Source organism: Xanthobacter sp., assembly GCF_041911315.1.
In the GTDB taxonomy this organism is placed as follows: domain Bacteria; phylum Pseudomonadota; class Alphaproteobacteria; order Rhizobiales; family Xanthobacteraceae; genus Xanthobacter; species Xanthobacter aminoxidans.
In genome coordinates this window covers 151,677-170,929 of record NZ_JAYRPE010000003.1, presented here as the reverse complement: position 1 = coordinate 170,929, position 19,253 = coordinate 151,677, and the positions used below count along the sequence as shown (strand labels likewise).

Annotated in this window: 17 protein-coding genes; 13 read left to right on the top strand and 4 right to left on the bottom strand. The window is 68.1% G+C overall.

What is annotated here, in order from left to right:
- The 5 genes from ACE3QW_RS01535 to ACE3QW_RS01515 all read left to right on the top strand — a co-directional run bounded on the left by ACE3QW_RS01535 (position 1) and on the right by ACE3QW_RS01515 (position 5,013).
- On the top strand, positions 1-867 hold the full coding sequence (locus ACE3QW_RS01535; RefSeq protein WP_374250166.1) for an alpha/beta fold hydrolase: 867 nt from the start codon (positions 1-3) through the stop codon (positions 865-867).
- A gap of 6 nt (positions 868-873) precedes the next feature.
- Positions 874-1,680 (top strand): 2-keto-4-pentenoate hydratase, encoded by an 807-nt coding sequence (locus ACE3QW_RS01530; protein ID WP_029555711.1) that lies wholly within the window; start codon positions 874-876, stop codon positions 1,678-1,680.
- Entirely contained in the window at positions 1,677-2,624 is a 948-nt protein-coding gene (locus ACE3QW_RS01525) for an acetaldehyde dehydrogenase (acetylating) (protein ID WP_374250165.1), read from the top strand. The genes ACE3QW_RS01530 and ACE3QW_RS01525 overlap by 4 nt, the downstream gene beginning before the upstream one ends.
- A complete protein-coding gene (gene dmpG / locus ACE3QW_RS01520; RefSeq protein ID WP_374250164.1) occupies positions 2,624-3,655 on the top strand; it encodes a 4-hydroxy-2-oxovalerate aldolase in 1,032 nt (343 codons plus the stop codon). The genes ACE3QW_RS01525 and dmpG overlap by 1 nt, the downstream gene beginning before the upstream one ends.
- A 155-nt stretch (positions 3,656-3,810) precedes the next feature.
- Positions 3,811-5,013 (top strand): MFS transporter, encoded by a 1,203-nt coding sequence (locus tag ACE3QW_RS01515; protein WP_374250163.1) that lies wholly within the window; start codon positions 3,811-3,813, stop codon positions 5,011-5,013.
- A 129-nt stretch (positions 5,014-5,142) separates the two neighbouring features.
- On the opposite strand, the gene ACE3QW_RS01510 is transcribed toward ACE3QW_RS01515, so the two are convergent.
- Positions 5,143-5,919 (bottom strand): enoyl-CoA hydratase-related protein, encoded by a 777-nt coding sequence (locus ACE3QW_RS01510; RefSeq protein WP_374250162.1) that lies wholly within the window; start codon positions 5,917-5,919, stop codon positions 5,143-5,145.
- 35 nt (positions 5,920-5,954) lie between these two features.
- A complete protein-coding gene (locus ACE3QW_RS01505; protein ID WP_374250161.1) occupies positions 5,955-6,977 on the bottom strand; it encodes a zinc-binding dehydrogenase in 1,023 nt (340 codons plus the stop codon).
- 164 nt (positions 6,978-7,141) lie between these two features.
- Between ACE3QW_RS01505 and ACE3QW_RS01500 the strand changes: the two genes are divergently transcribed.
- Positions 7,142-8,308, top strand: coding sequence for an acyl-CoA dehydrogenase family protein (locus ACE3QW_RS01500; protein WP_374250160.1), 1,167 nt, complete (start codon positions 7,142-7,144; stop codon positions 8,306-8,308).
- On the opposite strand, the gene ACE3QW_RS01495 is transcribed toward ACE3QW_RS01500, so the two are convergent.
- Positions 8,274-8,840, bottom strand: coding sequence for a MarR family transcriptional regulator (locus ACE3QW_RS01495; protein WP_024280803.1), 567 nt, complete (start codon positions 8,838-8,840; stop codon positions 8,274-8,276). The two genes, ACE3QW_RS01500 and ACE3QW_RS01495, sit on opposite strands and share 35 nt — an antisense overlap.
- 208 nt (positions 8,841-9,048) lie before the next feature.
- Here ACE3QW_RS01495 and ACE3QW_RS01490 point away from each other — a divergent pair, with 208 nt between their 5' ends.
- The 7 genes from ACE3QW_RS01490 (at position 9,049) to ACE3QW_RS01460 (ending at position 18,697) form a co-directional block, all read left to right on the top strand.
- Complete coding sequence (locus tag ACE3QW_RS01490; RefSeq protein ID WP_374250159.1) at positions 9,049-9,819, top strand: SDR family NAD(P)-dependent oxidoreductase; 771 nt, start codon at positions 9,049-9,051, stop codon at positions 9,817-9,819.
- 11 nt (positions 9,820-9,830) lie between these two features.
- The gene (badI, locus tag ACE3QW_RS01485) at positions 9,831-10,613 is read left to right on the top strand and encodes a 2-ketocyclohexanecarboxyl-CoA hydrolase (RefSeq protein WP_250167320.1); all 783 of its coding nucleotides are present in this window, start codon (positions 9,831-9,833) and stop codon (positions 10,611-10,613) included.
- 188 nt (positions 10,614-10,801) lie between these two features.
- Positions 10,802-11,974 carry a cyclohexanecarboxyl-CoA dehydrogenase gene (aliB, locus tag ACE3QW_RS01480; RefSeq protein ID WP_374250158.1) on the top strand — a complete coding sequence of 391 codons (1,173 nt, stop codon included), beginning with the start codon at positions 10,802-10,804 and terminating at the stop codon, positions 11,972-11,974.
- A gap of 22 nt (positions 11,975-11,996) precedes the next feature.
- Positions 11,997-13,655 (top strand): cyclohexanecarboxylate-CoA ligase, encoded by a 1,659-nt coding sequence (aliA, locus tag ACE3QW_RS01475; protein ID WP_374250157.1) that lies wholly within the window; start codon positions 11,997-11,999, stop codon positions 13,653-13,655.
- A 72-nt stretch (positions 13,656-13,727) separates the two neighbouring features.
- Positions 13,728-15,788, top strand: a complete 2,061-nt coding sequence (locus ACE3QW_RS01470; RefSeq protein ID WP_374250156.1) for an FAD-dependent oxidoreductase — start codon at positions 13,728-13,730, stop codon at positions 15,786-15,788.
- Entirely contained in the window at positions 15,785-16,987 is a 1,203-nt protein-coding gene (gene pcaF / locus ACE3QW_RS01465; RefSeq protein ID WP_374250155.1) for a 3-oxoadipyl-CoA thiolase, read from the top strand. Before ACE3QW_RS01470 ends, pcaF begins: the two co-directional genes overlap by 4 nt.
- Before the next feature lie 60 nt (positions 16,988-17,047).
- Complete coding sequence (locus tag ACE3QW_RS01460; RefSeq protein WP_374250154.1) at positions 17,048-18,697, top strand: electron transfer flavoprotein-ubiquinone oxidoreductase; 1,650 nt, start codon at positions 17,048-17,050, stop codon at positions 18,695-18,697.
- Positions 18,698-18,747: 50 nt separating this feature from the next.
- Here ACE3QW_RS01460 and ACE3QW_RS01455 read toward each other — a convergent pair whose 3' ends face one another.
- Positions 18,748-19,194: a MaoC/PaaZ C-terminal domain-containing protein gene (locus ACE3QW_RS01455; RefSeq protein ID WP_374250153.1), complete on the bottom strand. Its 447-nt coding sequence runs from the start codon at positions 19,192-19,194 to the stop codon at positions 18,748-18,750.
- Positions 19,195-19,253 lie beyond the last annotated feature (59 nt).

Here is a 19,253-nt window from a genome sequence, read left to right as displayed (position 1 = left end):
ATGAGCGAACCCTTCACGGAAGCCGGCACCAGCCGCTTCGTCCGCGTGCCCGAGGCCGGCGGCGAACTCACCATCCACTACAACGACTGCGATCCCGGCAATGCCCGCGAGACCGTGGTGATGCTGCACGGCTCCGGCCCCGGCGCGTCGGGCTGGGCCAATTTCAACCGCAACATCACGCCGCTGGTAGAGGCGGGCTATCGCGTTCTGCTGGTGGATTGCCCGGGCTGGAGCAAGAGCGACACCATCGTTTCCACCGGCTCGCGCTCCAACCTCAATGCGCGGGTGCTCGCCGGCGTGGTGGAAGCGCTGGGGCTGGAGCGCATCCACATCCTCGGCAATTCCATGGGCGGCCACAGCGCCGTCGCCTTCGCCCTCGACCATCCGGGCAAGGTGGGCAGGCTTGTTCTGATGGGCGGCGGCACGGGCGGGGCGAGCCCCTTCGCGCCCATGCCCACCGAGGGCATCAAGCTCCTCAACGCGCTCTATCGCGCGCCCACTATCGAAAATCTGAAGGCGATGATGGCCGTCTTCGTGTTCGATCCCAATGATTTGACTGAAGACCTTTACCGCACGCGCCTCGAGAACATGCTCCAGCGCCGCGACCATCTTGAGAACTTCGTCAAAAGCCTTGAGGCGAACCCGAAGCAGTTCCCCGATTTCGGCCCGCGCCTGGGCGAGATTTCGGCGCCCACCCTCGTCATCTGGGGGCGCAACGATCGCTTCGTGCCGCTGGATGCAGGGCTGCGGTTGCTGGCCGGCATTCCGCGGTCGGAGCTGCACATCTTCGGCAATTGCGGGCACTGGGCCCAGTGGGAGCACGCCAACGCGTTCAACGCGCTGGTGCTCGAATTTCTTTCAAGGTGATCTGAGATGAGCACACAGCAGATCCGCGAAGCGGCCGACCGTCTCTTCGCCGCGGCGCGCACGGCCGTGCCCTGCGAGCCGGTGCGGGACCTGATCGGCCTCGACCTGAAGGCCGCCTACGAGGTCCAGTTCCTGAACACAAAGCGGGCGGTGGCGGAGGGGCGGCGCCTCGTGGGCCGCAAGATCGGCCTCACCTCCCGCGCCGTCCAGCAGCAGCTTGGCGTGGACCAGCCGGACTTCGGCGTGCTGTTCGCCGACATGGAGTATTGCGACGGCGAGGAGGTGCCCTTCGCCCGCCTGCTCCAGCCGAAGGCGGAGGCGGAAGTCGCCTTCGTGCTGAGGGCGGACCTTGCGGCGGCGGACGTCACCCCCACCGAGGTGTGCCGCGCCATCGACTATGTGGCCCCCGCCATCGAGATCGTCGGCAGCCGCGTGCAGAACTGGGACATCAAGATCTCGGACACCATCGCCGACAACGCTTCCAGCGGCGTCTACGTGATGGGCGGTCCCATCCGCCGGCTGGAGGATACGGACCTCGCCGGCCTCGGCATGGTGCTCAATCGCAACGGCACGGCCGCATCCTTCGGCGGCGGCGCGGCCTGCCTCGGCAACCCGCTCACCGCGGTGCTGTGGCTCGCCCGCACCTGCGCCGCGCTGGGAACGCCGCTGAAGGCCGGGGACGTGGTGCTCAGCGGCGCCCTCGGCCCCATGGTCCCGGTCGCGCCCGGCGATGTGCTGGAGGCGCGCATCGCGGGGCTCGGCGCAGTGAAGGTCGCCATCGGAACACCCGGCACCACGGAGAAGCAGGCATGAGCACGCCCAAGATCAAGGCCGCGATCATCGGGTCTGGGAATATCGGCACGGACCTGATGATCAAGATCATGCGCATGTCGCGCCATCTGGAGATGGGCGCCATGGTGGGGATCGATCCCGCGTCCGATGGCCTCGCCCGCGCGGCGCGGCTCGGCGTGCCGGTGACGCACGAGGGCATCGAGGGCCTCACCCGCCTGCCCAATTACGCCGAGATCGGCGTGGTGTTCGACGCCACCTCCGCCAAGGCCCACATCGCCAACGACGCGGTGCTGCGGAAGGACGGCAAGAAGGTCATCGACCTCACCCCCGCCGCCATCGGTCCCTTCACCATCCCCGCCATCAACGGCGAGGCCAATCTCGATGCCTCCAACGTGAACATGGTCACCTGCGGCGGACAGGCCACCATCCCCATGGTCCATGCCGTGCGCCGGGCCACGGACCGGGTGATCTGGGGCGAGATCGTCGCCTCCATCTCCTCCAAATCCGCCGGCCCCGGCACCCGCGCCAACATCGACGAGTTCACCGAGACCACGTCGAAGGCCATCGAGGTGCTGGGAGGTGCCGAGCGCGGCAAGGCGGTCATCATCCTCACCCCGGCCGAGCCGCCCCTCATCATGCGCGACACCGTCTTCACCCTGTCCCAGGGCGGCACGCGGGAGGCCATCGAGGCCTCCATCCTCGATATGGTCGAGACCGTGAAGGCCTACGTGCCCGGCTATCGCCTCAAGCAGAAGGTGCAGTTCGAGGAGATCGGCAACAACGCGCCCGTGCGCATCCCCGGCGCCGGCCCGGTGACCGGCCTCAAGACCACCATCCTGCTCGAGGTGGAGGGCGCCGCCCACTATCTGCCGGCCTATGCCGGAAACCTCGACATCATGACCTCGGCCGCTTTGGTCTCCGCCGACCGCTGGGCCGCCCGTTTCCTCGCGAAGGAGGCCGCGTGATGGCCCGCCCGAACCCCGGCAAGCTCTACATCCAGGACGTCACCCTGCGCGACGGCATGCACGCCATCCGCCACCAGTATTCGCTCGACACGACCCGGGCCATCGCCCGGGCGCTGGACCGGGCCGGCGTGGACGCCATCGAGATCAGCCATGGCGACGGCCTCACCGGCGCCACCTTCAACTACGGCTTCGGCGCTCATGACGACCTGGAATGGATCGCCGCGGTGGCGGAGGAATGCAGCCGCGCCGTCGTTACCGTCCTGCTCATCCCCGGCATCGGCACGGTGCATGATCTGAAGGCCGCCTATGACGCGGGCGCCCGCTCGGTGCGGGTGTGCACCCACTGCACCGAGGCCGACGTCTCCCGCCAGCACATCGAGGCGGCCCGGGCGCTCGGCATGGACACGGCGAGCTTTCTGATGATGGCGCACATGATCCCGGCCGGGAAGCTGGCCGAGCAGGCGCAGCTGATGGAGAGCTACGGCTCGGAATGCGTCTACGCGACGGACTCCGCCGGGGCCATGCTGCCGGAGGACTACACGCTGCGGGTGAAGACGCTGCGCAATGCGCTGAAGCCGGAGACGGAGATCGGCGTCCACACCCATCACAACCTCACCCTCGGCGTCGCCAATGCGGTGGCGGGCATCGAGGCGGGGGCGGTGCGGGTGGATGCGTCGCTGGCCGGCATGGGCGCGGGCGCCGGCAACGCGCCGCTGGAGGCGCTGATCGCCGTGCTGAACCGCAAGGGCATCGAGACCGGCTGCGACCTCAACATCCTGATGGACGCCGCCGACGACCTGGTGCGGCCACTTCAGGACCGCCCCGTACGGGTGGACCGGGAAAGCCTCTCGCTGGGCTATGCCGGGGTCTATTCCAGCTTCCTGCGCCACGCCGAGGCCGCCTCGAAGACCTACGGCGTCGACACCCGCGACATCCTCGCCGAGCTCGGCCGCCGCCGCATGGTCGGCGGACAGGAGGACATGATCCTCGATGTCGCCCTCGATCTCGCCCGGGCGGCTACCGCCGCCTGACAGCGCCGCTCAACACAATCCACCGCGCCCGGTCCCGCATGGCTCATCCCGTGCGGGACCGGGAGCACACACAGACAAACCGCGGGGCCTGCCGGCCATCGGCGGACGGACAAGACAGCGGCCGGAACAGGCCGCGCCGGATGGGAGGAAAGCAAATGTCGACTGCCTTGAAAACAAGCCCTGCGGGAAGCCGGGCGCTCCTTTACGTCTCGCTGGCCGCCGTGATCGAAGGCTTCGATCTGCAGGCCGCGGGCATCGCCGCCCCCAAGATCGGGCCGGCCTTCCACATGACGCCCCAGCAGATGGGGCTGTTCTTCTCCTCGGCCACCCTCGGCCTCATGATCGGGGCCTTGATCGGCGGCTATACGGCGGACCGCTGGGGCCGGCGCGCAGGTCTCCTCATCGCGCTGGTGGCCTTCGGCTTCGCCTCCATCGCGACCATCCTCGCCACCTCCGTGGAGGCACTGGTGGTGCTGCGCTTCCTCACCGGCGTCGGGCTGGGCGGCGCGCTGCCGAACCTCGTCTCCATCGCCTCGGAGGCGGTGGGGCCGGAGCGGAAGGGGCGGGCGGTGGCCCTCATGTATGCCGGGATGCCGCTGGGTGCCGCGGTGGCGAGCCTCGTCGCTTTGCTCGACCTGCATGGCGGGGACTGGCGCTCCATTTTCCTCGTGGGCGGCGTCCTGCCCCTGATCCTTGTGCCGTTCATCTACATGGGCCTGCCGCCGCTGAAGATGGCGCCCGCCACCTCCGGACAGAAGACGCCGTGGACGGAGGTGTTCCGTCCCGACTCGATGGTCGCCACTCTGCTGCTCTGGGGGGCCTTCTTCCTCGGCCTGATGGTGGTCTATCTGCTCATGAACTGGCTGCCGCAGCTGCTGGTGGCGCAGGGCTTCTCGCGCGGCGAGGCGTCGCTCGCCCTCATCCTGTACAGCCTTGGCGGTGCCGTCGGCAGCCTCATCGGCGGGCGGGTGCTGGACGGGCGCCAGCGTGGCATCGCCATCGCCGCCAGCTTCGCCTTCGTGGCGGCCGCCCTCGCCATGCTGGGCCTGCTCCAGCCGGCGCTCGCCACCATGCTGTTCACCGTGACGCTGGTGGGCGTCGGCGTGCTGTGCGTGCAGTCCATCCTCTACGGCATCGCCCCCCAATGCTATCCGGCGGAAATCCGCGGCACGGGCGTGGGTGTCGTGGTTGCGGTCGGCCGCCTCGGCTCCATGGCCGGGCCGCTGCTCGCCGGGGTTCTGGTGGCGCAGGGCATCACGCCGGCCGGCGTGATGCTGGTGCTGGTGCCGGTCATCCTCGTCTGCGGCCTCGGCACCCTGGCCTTGGTGGCGCGCCGGTTCCGCCCGGTCCTCGCCTGAGCCCGTTCCCGCGCCTCGTACTGCACGGGGCGCGGGACCACCGCCGGACGGAGATCAGCCACCCGGCAGTTCCGAACGCGCCAGCGCCAGGACAGCGTGCGGGACGGGGCCGGTTCGTGCGCTGTCCGGTCAGAGCCCGCGGAAGGTCGGCCTGCGTTTTTCCGCAAAGGCGTTCATGCCCTCGCGCCTGTCCTCAAGGGCAAAGGTGGCATAGAGGAGCCTGCGCTCCACATAGAGGCCCTCCTGGAGATGCGTCTCATACGCCTGGGTCACGGCTTCCTTGGCGAGGCGCACCACGGGCCGGGACGAGGTGGAGATTTGCGCGGCGATCGCGACCGCTTCCGCGACATGGGTGCCAGCGGGCACCACGCGACTGACGAGCCCCATCGCCTGCGCCTCTGCCGCGGACAAGGCCCGGCCGGTGAGGATCATGTCCATGGCCACGGCCTTGCCGACGATGCGCGTCAGGCGCTGGGTGCCGCCGGCACCGGGAATGATGCCGATGGTGGTCTCCGGCAGGGCGAAGCGGGCCGTCTGCGACGCCACGATGATGTCGCACATCAGGGCCAGCTCGCAGCCGCCGCCGATGGCATGCCCCGACACCGCCGCGATGGTCGGCTTGCGGACCCGCGACACACCTTCCCACGTGGCCGTGATGAGCTGCTCCTCATAGACTTCGGCGAAGGTCTTGTCCTTGATCTCCTTGATGTCGGCCCCGGCGGCGAAAGCCTTGTCCGATCCCGTGATCACGATCGCGCCGATGTCCCCGTCGGCATCGAAGGCGGCGGCGGCGTGGGATAGCTCGGAGGTGATCTGGTGGTTCAGGGCGTTGAGCGCCTCCGGCCGGTTGAGGGTGATGATGCCGACAGCCCCCTGCGTGGCGACGAGCACGGTCTCATAGGTCATGTCTGTGGCCTTCGATTGAGTTCATGAGATGCGGATCAGGAGATGCGGATGAGGATCTTGCCCATCCGGCCTGGGTCTTCGAGGTGGGCGAAGGCGGAGGGCACTTCGGCCAGCGGGAAAGCGCGGTCGATGCGGGGCGTGAAGCCGCCGCCGTGCCACGCGAGGAGGAGGCGGCGGAATTCGTCCATGGAGCCCATGGTGGAGCCGTGCACCGACAATTGCCGGATGAACAGGCGCTGGAGGTCCGCCGAGGGATGGGCGCCCGTCGTCGCGCCGCAGGTCACGAGATGGCCACCGCGGGCGAGGGCCTTGAGGGAGGTGCCCCACGTGCGCTCGCCCACATTGTCGATGACGAGATCCGCGCCTTCGCCTCCGGTCAGGGCCAGCACCGTCCTGGCGACGTCGGCGTCGCGATAGTCCAGAGCTTCGACGCCGAGGCTGCGGAAATGCGCGAGCTTGTCCGGCCCGGTCGTGGTGACGATGACCCGCGCGCCCGCCATGCGGGCGAGTTGCACGGCGGCGTAGGAGACGCCGCCGCCGGCCCCCTGGACGAGCACCACCGTGCCCGGCCCGGCCGGCGCCTTGCCGAACACCATGCGCCAGGCGGTGAGATGGGCGACGCCCAATACGGCCGCCTGGTCCATATCGGCGTCGTCCGGTAGCTTCAGCAGAGCGCGCGGGGGGAGCGCCACATATTCGGCGAAGGTGCCGTGGCGGTGCTCGCCCAGAATCTTGGCGCGGTGGCAGAGAGGCTGGTCGCCGTTGAGGCAAGGCCGGCAGGTGCCGCAGAATTCGTAAGGGTAAAGGATCACCCGGTCGCCCGGGGCAACGCCCGATCCAGCAGGCGCCTCGGTCACCACGCCCACGCCGTCCACCCCCATGATGAGCGGCAACTGGTGGGTGATGCCCGCGCCCGAGTCGCGCATGTAGAGATCGACGCGGTTGACCGATGCCGCCAGCATCCGAACCTTTGCCCATCCCTCGGGCACGGCGGGTTCGGGCATGTCGAGAAGAGCGACGCCATGGGCGCCGCGTTCCGTCAACACAATGGCCTTCATGGTCTTCCTTCCCAAATCAGGATGATATGTTGCCTTATTTCCGCAAGCCGAGCATGGCGCGGGTGGGCTTAAGAATCCAATATTTATGGCTTCATGCCACCATCTTGTGGGTTGAGTCTTTCGCATATATAGGACAATATATTTCCATAATAGGGGAGGATGTCATGGCCTTGGATCCCGGGACCCTGTCCCAGCTGCTGGATGCGATCCGCCGGTTCGTCGACGAGCGGCTGATCCCCGCGGAGGCCGAGGTGGCCGAGACCGACGCCATTCCGGCCGCCATCGTCGCGGAGATGCGCGAGCTGGGCCTGTTCGGCCTCACTGCACCGGAGGAGTATGGCGGCCTCGGCCTCGTGATGGAGGAGGAGGTGCTCGCCATTTTCGAGCTGGGCCGCGCCGCCCCCGCCTTCCGGTCCATGTTCGCCACCAATGTGAGCATCGGCATGCAGGGCATCGCCATCGACGGCACGGCGGAGCAGAAGGCGAAATATCTGCCGGGCCTGGCCTCCGGCGAGATCATCGGCTCGTTCGCTCTGACCGAGCCGGACGTGGGATCCGATGCGGGTTCGGTGAAGACCACGGCGCGCCGCGATGGCGACGTCTATGTGCTGAACGGCACCAAGCGATTCATCACCAACGCGCCGCATGCCGGCCTGTTCACCGTGATGGCGCGCACCGATCCCGCCCAGAAGGGCGCCGCGGGCGTCTCGGCCTTTGCGGTGGAGCGTGGAACGCCGGGCCTCACCACGGGCAAGCCGGAAAAGAAGATGGGCCAGCAGGGCGCCCATGTGTGCGATGTCATCTTCGACGATTGCCGCGTGCCGGCCTCTGCCTTGATCGGCGGCGTGGAGGGGCAGGGCTTCAAGACCGCCATGAAGGTGCTGGACAAGGGCCGCCTGCACATCGCTGCCGCCTGCGTGGGGCTCGCCGAGCGCATCCTGGACGACATGCTGGCCTATGCGGTGGGGCGCCGGCAGTTTGGCCGGCCGCTGGCCGATTTTCAGCTGCTCCAGGCCATGTTCGCCGATTCGAAGGCCGATGCGTATGCCGCCCGCTGCATGGTGCTCGATGCGGCGCGAAAGCGCGATGCCGGGCAGGATGTGAGCGTCGAGGCCTCCTGCGCCAAAATGTTCGCCTCGGAGGCGGTGGGGCGGATCGCCGACCGGAACGTCCAGGTCCACGGCGGCAACGGCTATATCCGCGAGTATCGCGCCGAGCAGCTCTATCGCGATGCCCGCCTGTTCCGCATCTACGAAGGCACCACGCAGATCCAGCAGATCATCATCGCCAAGGCGCTCACCGCCGAGGCGAGGGGACGCGCCGGACTCTAGGCGTCGGCGCGGCTGCCGCCACCGGTGCCTCCTCCTGGTGGCGGGCTGCGCTTTCCGGATCGATCGCCTTGAAGTTGTTCAGCATCTTGTCGAGGTAATGGATCATGTGGATCCGATCCTCGGTGGAGAAGCCCGCCAGCGCGGCATCGTAATAATCGGCGATGACCGGGCGCATGTTCGCATCCCAAAGGCTTCGCCCCTTGGGTGTCAGGCGGATGAGGCGCGAGCGGTTGTCGTTGGCGTCGACCGTGCGCTCCACATAGTCCATGGCCTCGAGCCGCTGCAGCACGCCGGCAAGGTTCTGGCGCGTGACCAGCAGGAAGGCGGCGAGGTCGCCCACGGCCACGCCCTCCGCGAACGCCGGGCGGGTGAGGGCGCCGAGCACGGCCCACTGCTGGGTGGTGATCTCGTAGTCGTCCAGCGCCCGCGTTCCGGTCTTATGCAACATGTTTGCGCATTGGTAGAGCCGGAAGAAGAGCCTGTTGCTCAGGCCCGGCGAAATCCCGCGTGAAGTGCCGCCAGTCTTTGTCATGTCAGCACTTTGACCGCGCCGCACGGCTCGGTCAAGGGATCGGGGTTCGGTCAAAATAAGGAAATATATTGACCTAAAATGCAGGAGCCGCTAAACCAGAAATCACAAGAGCGACGGGCGTATCGGGGAGCGGGCGCTTCGCCGGAACAGGCGAAAATGCCGGGACCCTGCGCTTCGGCCCAGCCCACGATCATGGAGGACGACCACCGTGCGAGGCCTAAAGGGTAAAATAGTTGTCGTAACTGGCGGCGGCGGCGGAATCGGGTCGGCAACTTGCCGGCGCTTCGCCGAGGAAGGCGCACGCGTGGTTGTCGCCGACATCGGCGCCGCGGCGGCCGAGAAGGTCGCCGAGGAGATCAAGGCGGCCGGCAGCGAGGCCGTCACCATGGTGGTGGACCTCACCGATGCCGCCGCCACTGCCGCAGCCGTGGCCGAGGTGGAGAGCGCCCTGGGGCCCATCGACATCCTGGTCAACAACGCGGGCTGGGACCTGTTCGTCCCGTTTCTGAAGTCGGAACCCGACTTCTGGAGCAAGATCATCGACATCAACCTGCGCTCGGTGCTGAACATCACCAAGCCGGTGCTTGCCTCCATGGTCGCGCGCGGCGTTGCCGGGCGCGTGGTCTCCATCGGCTCGGATGCGGGGCGGGTCGGCTCCTCGGGTGAGGCGGTCTATGCCGCCTGCAAGGCGGGCGTCATCGCCTTCATGAAGACCCTCGCCCGCGAGCATGCCCGCAACGGCGTCACCTTCAACACGGTTTGCCCGGGCGTGACCGAGACGGCCATGCTGGAAAGCTTCATGGAGGCGGCCGGCGACAAGGACAAGCTGCGCACCGCCTTCACCCGCGCGGTGCCGCTCGGACGCCTCGGCAAGCCCGAGGACCTGCCCGGCGCCATCCTGTTCCTGTCCAGCGACGACGCCGCCTTCATCACCGGCCAGGTGATCTCGGTCTCCGGCGGCCTGACCATGCACGGCTGATGGAGGACATGATGAGCTATACCGACATCCTCTACGAAATCCGCGGCGGCGCCGCGTGGATCACCATCAACCGGCCGGACAAGTACAACGCCTTCCGCGGCCACACCGTGGACGAGCTGATCCATGCCTTCCAGACCGCCGGCTGGGATCGCAAGGTGGGCGTAATCGTGCTCACTGGCGCCGGCGACAAGGCTTTCTGCACCGGTGGCGACCAGTCGGCCCATGACGGCCAGTACGACGGGCGCGGCGTCATCGGCCTGCCCATCGACGAACTGCAGAGCCTGATCCGCGACGTGCCGAAGCCGGTCATCGCCCGCGTGAACGGCTTCGCCATCGGCGGCGGCAACGTGCTCGCCACCATCTGCGACCTCACCATCGCGTCGGACAAAGCCCAGTTCGGGCAGGTCGGCCCCAAGGTCGGTTCGGTCGATCCGGGCTTCGGCACCGCCTATCTCGCCCGCGTGGTCGGTGAGAAGAAGGCGCGCGAGATCTGGTACCTCAACAAGCGCTACAGCGCCGCCGAGGCGCTGGCCATGGGCCTCGTCAACACGGTCGTTCCGCACGAGGAACTCGACGCCGAGGTGGACCGCTGGGTCGCCGAGCTGATGGAGCGCTCGCCCACGGCGCTCGCCCTCGCCAAGGTGTCCTTCAATGCCGACAGCGAGAACATCCGGGGCATCTCCGCCCTCGGGATGCGGGCGCTGAGCCTCTATTACGACACCGACGAAAGCAAGGAAGGCGGCGTCGCCTTCCGCGAGAAGCGCAAGCCCGACTTCCGCAAGTTCGGCAAGTAGGGCTTCGCGGCCGTCGTCCGGTCCCGTCCCGCCAGGGGCGCAAGGGACAGGACGGCTCCGCCATGCCGCACGTCAGGGCGTCGGCATGGCGGACGACCACAGGGCCGCGCACGGGCGGCCGCGCCGAACCCGGCGGGGAAACGCCGGGGCAGCAAGAACAGCACGCAGGAAACCAAGGCAGGCAAGCCATGACACCCACGGCGTATCCAACGGTTTTCGATACTGAAGACCTCGTCGCCCTGCGCGATCTTGCGGCGAAATTCGCCGCCGAAAAGCTCGCACCCGGCTACAAGGAACGCGAGCGCACCGGCACGTTCGGCAAGGATCTGGTGCGCGAGATGGGCAGCCTCGGCCTCATCGCGCCCGAGCTGCCCGAAGAATTCGGCGGCAGCGGCGCCGGCTCCATCTATTCGGGCGTCATCATCGAGGAGATCGCCAAAGGCGATTTCAACTTCGGCTATATCAACGTCCTCGCCTCGCTCAACGGCCAGATCCTCGCGAACTTTGCCAATCCCGAGATCAAGCGCCACTGGTTGCCGAAGCTGACCGCCGGCGAGATCCTGCTGGCCATCGCCCTCACCGAGCCGCGCGGCGGCTCCGACGCGGCCAATCTGGGCCTGCGGATGGAGCGCGACGGCGACCATTACGTCATCAACGGCGAGAAGACCTCCATCTCGGCCGCCGACCAGGCCGCCGCCGCCGTCGTCTTCGCCCGCACCGGACGGCCGGAGGACAAGGCGCACGGCGTCTCCGCCATCTTCGTGCCCATGGACACCCCCGGCATCTCGACGACCCGCTTCACCGACCTCGGCCAGCATGCCATCGGCCGCGGCTCCATCTTCTTCGACAATGTGCGGGTGCCGGCCGATCACCTGCTCGGCGGGGAGAACAAGGGCTTCGTGCAGGTGATGCAGGGCTTCGACTTCTCGCGCTCGCTCATCGGCCTGCAATGCCTTGGAACGGCCCGCCAGTCCCTTGCCGAGGCGTGGGCCTACATCGGCGAGCGGCGCGCCTTCGGCAAGCCGCTGGCGGCCTTCCAGGGCATCACCCACCAGCTCGCCGACTTCGACACCCGTGTCGAGGGCGCCCGGCTGCTGAGCTACAACGCCCTGTGGCTGAAGGACAATGGCCTGCCCCACGTGGCGGAGGCGGCGATGGCCAAGTGGTGGCCGCCGCTCCTCGCCTATGAGGCGATCCACGCCTGCCTGCTGATCCACGGCCACGCCGCCTATTCCACCGAGCTGCCGTTCGAGCAGCGGCTGCGCGACGTGCTGGGCCTCCAGATCGGCGACGGCACCGCGCACATCATGAAGAACATCATCGCCCGCGAACGGGCGGGTCGGGTCGCGGTCAACGGCTGATCCGGAGACAGGGGAGGACACCATGCAATTCGACGCCGTGCTCATCGAGCCCCGCCGCGCCCGGATGGAGGCCGAAGGCTTCTGGCAGGGCAAGACCCTGCTCGACTATTTCGACGTTTGCCTCGCCGAGAAACCCGATGCAGTGGCCGTGCTCACCGTCGTGACCGGCAGCGGGACGCGGCGCGAAATGACCTATGCGGAGATCGACCGCCTCGCATGGCGCGCCGCCGCCGGACTCCGCCGTCTCGGCCTTGGCAAGGACGACGTCCTGTCCTGCCAGCTGCCGAACGGGTGGGAATTCGTCGTCCTCTACATCGCCTGCCTCAGGCTGGGCGCCGTCTTCAACCCGGTGATGCCCATCTTCCGCGAGCATGAGCTGTCGTTCATGCTCCGCCACGGCGAGACCAAGGTGTTCGCCATTCCCCGCGTCTTCCGCGGCTTCGACCATGAGGCGATGGCGCACCGGCTGAAGGCGGACCTGCCCGACCTGCGCCATCTGGTCGTGGCCGGAGGCGAGGGGCCGGACGCATTCGAGGCGTCGCTGCTCGATCCCGCGCTGGATGCGGACGTGCCCGCCGTCCGGGACATCAGCGCCCGCGACCGGAGCGGTGCGAACGCCGTGTGCCAGCTCATCTACACCTCGGGTACCACGGGCGAGCCCAAGGGCGTGATGCACACCGCCAACACCATGTATTCCAACCTGTTCGCCTATGCGGACCGGCTTGGGCTCGGTGCGGCGGACGTGGTGCTGATGGCCTCTCCCATGGCCCACCAGACCGGCTTCATGTACGGCCTGCTGATGCCCTTCATGCTCAAGGCCCGCATGGTGCTGATGGACAGCTGGGACAAGGCGCAGGCGGCGCGCGTCATCGAGCAGGAAGGTGTCACCTTCACCATGGCTTCGACGCCCTTCCTCATGGACCTGACCAATACGGTGGAGGAACTGGGTGCGGATTCCTCCTCGCTCCGCATCTTCCTGTGCGCCGGCACCGCCATTCCGGGGGCGCTGGTGGAACGGGCGCGGAAGGTTCTGGGCACCAAGATCATCTCCGCCTGGGGCATGACCGAGAACGGCGCGCTGACGCTCGTTTCTCCCTCCGACCCGGACGAGCGCTCCATCAACACGGACGGCTTCGTGCTGCCCGGCATGGAGATTCAAATCCGCGCCGCCGACGGCACCGCGCTCCCGGTCGGCCAGGAGGGCGCGCTCTTCGTGCGGGGCTGCTCCAATTTCGGCGGCTATCTCAAGCGGCCGCAGTGGAACGCCACCGATGCCGATGGCTGGTTCGATACCGGCGACATCGCGCGCATGGACGAGCAGGGCTACATCCGCATCTGCGGGCGCACCAAGGACGTCATCATCCGCGGCGCCGAGAACCTGCCCGTGGTCGAGATCGAGTCGGTACTCTACAAGCACCCGAGCATCCAGCAGGTGGCCATCGTCGCCTATCCCGACGAGCGCCTGGGTGAGCGGGCCTGCGCCTTCGTCGTGCCGAAGGCAGGGAAGACCTTCAGCTTCGACGAGATGATCGCCTTCCTCGATAGCCAGCATCTCGCCAAGCAATACTTTCCCGAGCGGATCGAGGTGGTCGATCAACTGCCGTCCACCGCCTCCGGCAAGATCCAGAAGTTCGCCCTGCGGACCCTGCTGCGCGAGCAATACGAGCAGTCACGCTCCTGATCGCCGCCTTGCGCCCCGGCGCTTCCCGTGCGCCGGAGCGGCGCATCCCCCATGTCCGCGAGTGAGGCCGACATGCCCGGACCCGTTCATTGCGTCGTCGAAGAGGGCGTCGCCCTCGTCACCATCGACAATCCCCCGGTCAACGTCACGTCCCAGGCTGTGCGGCAAGGACTTGTCCGCGCACTCGACGCGGCCGAGGCCGCTGGGGTGAAGAGGGTGGTGCTGACGGGCGCCGGCAAGGCCTTCATCGCGGGGGCCGACGCGAGGGAGTTCGCCGCCGCCCCCCAGGAGCCTCACCTGCCGGACATCATCCGCCGGATCGAGGACTTTCCGGTTCCGGTGGTCGCGGCCCTCAACGGCACGGCCCTCGGCGGCGGGCTGGAAATGGCGCTCGCGTGCCGGGCGCGGATCGTCGCGCCGGGCGCGACTCTGGGCCTGCCGGAAGTGACGCTGGGCATCGTGCCCGGTGCCGGCGGAACGCAGCGGCTGCCGCGTCTCATCGGCCTCGGGCCGGCCTTGTCGCTGATCTGCGAGGGGCGGGTGATCGGCGCGCGTGAGGCGCAGGACCTGGGGTTGGTGGATGCGGTCGCGGACGATCCAGCCGCCGTCGCCCTGAGCTGCCCTGTCCCGCACCGGCCTGCCACCGGCGCCTTGCCCGCCCCGCCGCCGGATCCAGATGCCGTGGAGGCGGCGCGCGAGCAGGCGGCAAGACGCAGCGCCGGCCAGATCGCGCCCTTGAAGGCAATCGATCTCGTTGACGCCGCGACCCGCCTTCCGTTCGACGAGGGTTTGGCGCTGGAGCGGGAGACCTTCCTCGCCCTGAAGACCTCGGATCAGGCCGCGGCCCTGCGGCATGTCTTCTTCGCCGAGCGCGCCGCCATGGCACAGGGGAAGGGCGGCGGGGCGGACATCAGCTCCGCCGTGGTGGTGGGCGGCGGCACCATGGGCGCCAGCATCGCCTACGCCCTGGCCGGACTTGGCATTTCCGTGGCGCTGGTGGAAAGCGACGCCGCTGGCGTCGGGCGGGCGCGGGCCAATGTGGCGCGCCTCTATGCCGACGCGGTGAAGCGGGGCAAGACCACGGCCGAGGCCGCCGAGGCGGAGCAGGCCGCGCGCTTCGGCTTCCACGAGGGCTATGGCGCCCTGCCGCCGGCGGATATCGCCATCGAGGCGGTGTTCGAGGACATGGAGGTCAAGCGGCAGGTTTTCGCCGCCCTCGACGCGGCGCTGCCGGCGCACACCATCCTTGCCACCAACACCTCCTATCTCGACGTGAACCGGGTCGGCGAAGGGCTAAGCCATCCGGAGCGGTTCCTCGGGCTGCATTTCTTCAGCCCGGCCCATGTGATGAAGCTGCTGGAAGTGATCCGGGCGCGGACCACATCGCCGGAGACGCTCGCCACCGCCTTGCGCCTCGCCGCGCGGCTGAAGAAGATCCCGGTCCTCGCAGGCGTGTGCGACGGCTTCATCGGCAACCGCATCCTGACCCGCTATCGCCAGACCTGCGACATCATGCTGATGGAAGGCGCGCTGCCGGCCCAGGTGGACCAGGCGCTGCGCGGCTTCGGCATGGCCATGGGTCCCTACGAGGTGCAGGACCTCTCCGGCCTCGACATCGCCTATGCCAACCGCAAGAGGCTCGGCTGGCGCGCGAAGGACGGCTTCCGCTACATTCCCATCGCCGACCGGATCGTCGAGGAGACCGGCCGTCTCGGCCGCAAGACGGGGGCCGGCTGGTACGATTACGACGGCGGGACGGCCTCTCCCTCCCCGTTGATCGACCGGATCGTGGCCGAGGAATCCGCCCGCGCCGGCATCGCGCGCCGCACCTTCTCCGACGATGAGATCGTCACCCGCGCCATCAGTTCCATGATCGAGGAAGGCTTTCGCATCCTCGAGGAGGGCATCGCCGCGCGGGCCTCCGACATCGATCTTGTGATGGTGCATGGCTATGCCTTCCCGCGCTGGCGCGGCGGCCCTATGCACCACGCCGGGCGCATCGGATGTGCCGAGATCGCGCGTCGCATCGAGGCCTTCGCCGCCGAAGATCCGCTGTCCTGGGGTGTTCCCGCCCGCCTGCGCCAGGCGGCGCGCGAGGGTCTGAACCCCGACGATCCCGGAGCTGCCCCATGACCCAAGCCTTCATCTGCGATTTCATCCGCACCCCCATCGGCCGCTACGGTGGCGCGCTCGCGCAGGTGCGTGCCGACGACCTTGCCGCGCTGCCGCTTCGCGCCATCTTGGCCCGCAATCCCGGCCTCGATCCCGCCGCGGTGGAAGAGGTGTGGATGGGCTGCGCCAACCAGGCCGGGGAGGACAATCGCAACGTGGCGCGCATGGCCCTGCTGCTCGCGGGCCTGCCGACAACGGTGCCGGGCGTGACGGTGAACCGCCTGTGCGGCTCCGGGCTCGAAGCGGTGGTTGCCGCCGCGCGCGCCATCCGCTCCGGGGATATGGAACTCGCCATCGCCGGCGGGGTGGAGAGCATGACCCGTGCCCCCTTCGTGATCCCCAAGGGCGCCGGGCCATGGTCGCGCGCCACGGAAATCCACGACACCACCATCGGCTGGCGTTTCGTCAATCCGCGGATGGCGCAGGACTATGGCACCGATTCCATGCCTGAGACGGCGCAGAATCTGGCCGACGAGCATGGCATCAGCCGCGAGGACCAGGACGCCTTTGCCCTGCGCTCCCAGGAGAAGGCGGCGGCGGCCCAGGTCAACGGGCGGCTCGCCATGGAGATCCTCCCCGTCAGCGTGCCGGTCGGCCGTGGCAAGACGGAAGAGGTGATGAAGGACGAGCACCCGCGTGCCACGACCCTGTCCGATCTTGCCCGGCTGAAGTCCATCACCCGCCCGGACGGCTCGGTGACGGCGGGCAATGCCAGCGGCGTCAATGACGGAGCCGCGGCGCTGATCGTGGCTTCGGAAGCGGCGGCGCGGCGCTACGGCCTCACCCCTCTCGCCCGCGTGGTGGCCGGGGCCTCGGCGGGCGTGGCACCGCGCATCATGGGCATCGGCCCGGTGCCTGCGGTGGAACGGCTGTGCGCGCGCACCGGCGTTCGGCTGGATGGCATCGACCTGATCGAGCTCAACGAGGCATTCGCCGCCCAGGCGCTCGCCGTGATGCGACAGCTCGGCATCGCTGCCGACGATCCACGGGTGAATCCCAACGGGGGCGCCATCGCGCTGGGCCATCCGCTCGGCATGAGCGGCGCGCGCATCGCCGGTTCGGCGGCGCTGGAACTGTCCCGCGGCGGGGGCCGCCACGCCTTGGCCACCATGTGCGTCGGCGTCGGCCAGGGGGCCGCGCTGCTGCTCGAACGAGTCTGACGCATACGGGAGGCGCGTCTGCGCCTCTCTCGGCATTGAGAGACCAGATAAGGGGACGTCATGTCCGAAATCCAAAGGGAGGCGATGGCCTATGACGTCGTGATCGTCGGCGCGGGCCCGGCCGGCCTGTCCGCCGCCATCCGGCTGAAGCAGCTTGATCCCGAACTCGCCGTGGTGGTGCTGGAGAAGGGCTCGGAGGTGGGCGCCCACATCCTGTCCGGCGCTGTGCTCGACCCCTCGGGGCTCGACGCGCTGCTGCCCGACTGGCGCGAGCGCGATGCGCCCATCACCGTGCCGGTGCGCGAGGACAATTTCCATTTCCTCACCAAAACCGGCGGCGTGCGCATTCCCAACTGGCCCATGCCGCCGTTGATGTCTAACCACGGCAACTTCATCGTCTCCATGGGCAATGTGTGCCGCTGGCTCGCCGCTCAGGCGGAGGCGTTGGGCGTGGAGATCTTCCCCGGCATGGCGGCTTCCGCCCTCGTCTATGGCGCGTCCGGCGAGGTGATGGGCGTGGTGGCCGGCGAGTTCGGCCGCGCGGCCGATGGCTCACCCGGCCCCGCTTACGAGCCGGGCATGGAACTGCATGGCAAGTACGTGCTGCTGGGCGAGGGGGTGCGCGGCTCGCTGGCGAAGGAGGTCATCGCCAGATACGACCTTTCCGCCGGTCATTGCCCGCAGAAGTTCGGCATCGGCATGAAGGAGATATGGGAGGTCGATCCCGCCAGGCACCGGGAAGGGACGGTCACCCACACCATGGGCTGGCCGCTGGGCGCCAATGCGGGCGGCGGTTCCTTCATCTACCATCTCGACAACAATCAGGTCTATGTGGGCTTCGTGGTTCATCTGAACTATGCGAACCCTTATCTTTCTCCCTACATGGAGTTCCAGCGCTTCAAGCATCACCCTTTGGTGGCGGAGCTGCTGAAGGGCGGCAAGCGCGTGGCCTACGGGGCGCGGGCCATCTCGGAGGGCGGTCTTCAGTCGCTGCCGAAGCTGGTTGCGCCAGGGGTGGCGTTGATCGGCTGTTCGGCGGGGCTGGTGAACGTGCCGCGCATCAAGGGCAACCACAACGCCATGCTCTCGGGCAAGGCGGCCGCGGAGGCGGTCCATGCGGCGCTGGCCTCCGGCCGCTCCGGTGACGAGCTGGCGTCCTACGAGAGCGAGATTCGTACGGGAGCGGTGGGGCAGGACCTGAACAAGGTGCGCAACGTGAAGCCGCTCTGGTCGCGTTACGGGCTTATGGCCTCGCTGGCGCTGGGCGGCTTCGACATGTGGACCAACCAGCTCTTCGGACGCAGCCTGTTGGGCACCTTGAAGCACGGCAAGAGCGATGCCGCTTCGACGGGAGAGGCGAAGGATTTCACCCCCATCGACTATCCCAAGCCCGATGGCGTGCTCTCCTTCGATCGCCTCACCAACGTGGCCTTCAGCTTCACCAACCACGAGGAGAGCCAGCCGCCCCATTTGAAGCTGGCCGATCCCTCCATTCCCGTCGCCGTCAACCTGCCGACATATGCCGAGCCGGCCCAGCGTTACTGTCCGGCGGGGGTCTATGAAGTGGTTGAAGATCAGGCGGAGCCGCGTTTCGTGATCAACTTCCAGAATTGCGTCCACTGCAAGACCTGCGACATCAAGGATCCGGCGCAGAACATCACCTGGACCACCCCGCAGGGCGGCGACGGGCCGAACTATCCGAACATGTGAGGATACGATGGGCGATGGCGGCTCCGTCTGGACGCAGCGGGCGGCCTCGCCTATCCGGCCGCCGGGGTGTTAGGCACCCAGGCGAGCGTGTGGGAGGCGACGGCCACCAGCGTGCCGACCTGGTTCGTGACCTCGATCTCGGCACTGGCGCGCCTGCGTGCGGCATCCACCGTGCTGACGCGATAATGGGTGGTCACCGTATCGCCCAGAAAGACCGGCTTGACGAAGCGGATGCGATCGTAGCCGAGCGCTACGGCGATCTCGTTCGCCTCTGGCGGCGTCCGGGCCGCGATCATCCCGGCGACGGTGGACATGAAGCCCACCAGCAGCGCGCCGTGCGCCTGTAGCCGGCCGAAGCGCGAACGCTCCATGAAGGGGCGGTTGACGTGGTTCGGAGCGAAGTCGCCGGTGATGCCGGCGAACAGGTACACGTCGGTCTCGCCAACCGTTTTCGTGAAGACGGCGGAATCGCCCGGCTTCACGTGGAAGTCCTGCATCGTCCTCTCCCCTCCAACCCGGATCGGCATGCGGCCGGCCGTGGATCATTCTCCGCGCC

Coding starts and splice junctions, on each gene's coding strand:
- ACE3QW_RS01535 (WP_374250166.1), top strand. CDS start 1: ATGAGCGAACCCTTCACGGAAGCCGGCACCAGCCGCTTCGTCCGCGTG.
- ACE3QW_RS01530 (WP_029555711.1), top strand. CDS start 874: ATGAGCACACAGCAGATCCGCGAAGCGGCCGACCGTCTCTTCGCCGCG.
- ACE3QW_RS01525 (WP_374250165.1), top strand. CDS start 1,677: ATGAGCACGCCCAAGATCAAGGCCGCGATCATCGGGTCTGGGAATATC.
- dmpG (WP_374250164.1), top strand. CDS start 2,624: ATGGCCCGCCCGAACCCCGGCAAGCTCTACATCCAGGACGTCACCCTG.
- ACE3QW_RS01515 (WP_374250163.1), top strand. CDS start 3,811: ATGTCGACTGCCTTGAAAACAAGCCCTGCGGGAAGCCGGGCGCTCCTT.
- ACE3QW_RS01510 (WP_374250162.1), bottom strand. CDS start 5,919: ATGACCTATGAGACCGTGCTCGTCGCCACGCAGGGGGCTGTCGGCATC.
- ACE3QW_RS01505 (WP_374250161.1), bottom strand. CDS start 6,977: ATGAAGGCCATTGTGTTGACGGAACGCGGCGCCCATGGCGTCGCTCTT.
- ACE3QW_RS01500 (WP_374250160.1), top strand. CDS start 7,142: ATGGCCTTGGATCCCGGGACCCTGTCCCAGCTGCTGGATGCGATCCGC.
- ACE3QW_RS01495 (WP_024280803.1), bottom strand. CDS start 8,840: ATGACAAAGACTGGCGGCACTTCACGCGGGATTTCGCCGGGCCTGAGC.
- badI (WP_250167320.1), top strand. CDS start 9,831: ATGAGCTATACCGACATCCTCTACGAAATCCGCGGCGGCGCCGCGTGG.
- aliB (WP_374250158.1), top strand. CDS start 10,802: ATGACACCCACGGCGTATCCAACGGTTTTCGATACTGAAGACCTCGTC.
- aliA (WP_374250157.1), top strand. CDS start 11,997: ATGCAATTCGACGCCGTGCTCATCGAGCCCCGCCGCGCCCGGATGGAG.
- ACE3QW_RS01470 (WP_374250156.1), top strand. CDS start 13,728: ATGCCCGGACCCGTTCATTGCGTCGTCGAAGAGGGCGTCGCCCTCGTC.
- pcaF (WP_374250155.1), top strand. CDS start 15,785: ATGACCCAAGCCTTCATCTGCGATTTCATCCGCACCCCCATCGGCCGC.
- ACE3QW_RS01460 (WP_374250154.1), top strand. CDS start 17,048: ATGTCCGAAATCCAAAGGGAGGCGATGGCCTATGACGTCGTGATCGTC.
- ACE3QW_RS01455 (WP_374250153.1), bottom strand. CDS start 19,194: ATGCAGGACTTCCACGTGAAGCCGGGCGATTCCGCCGTCTTCACGAAA.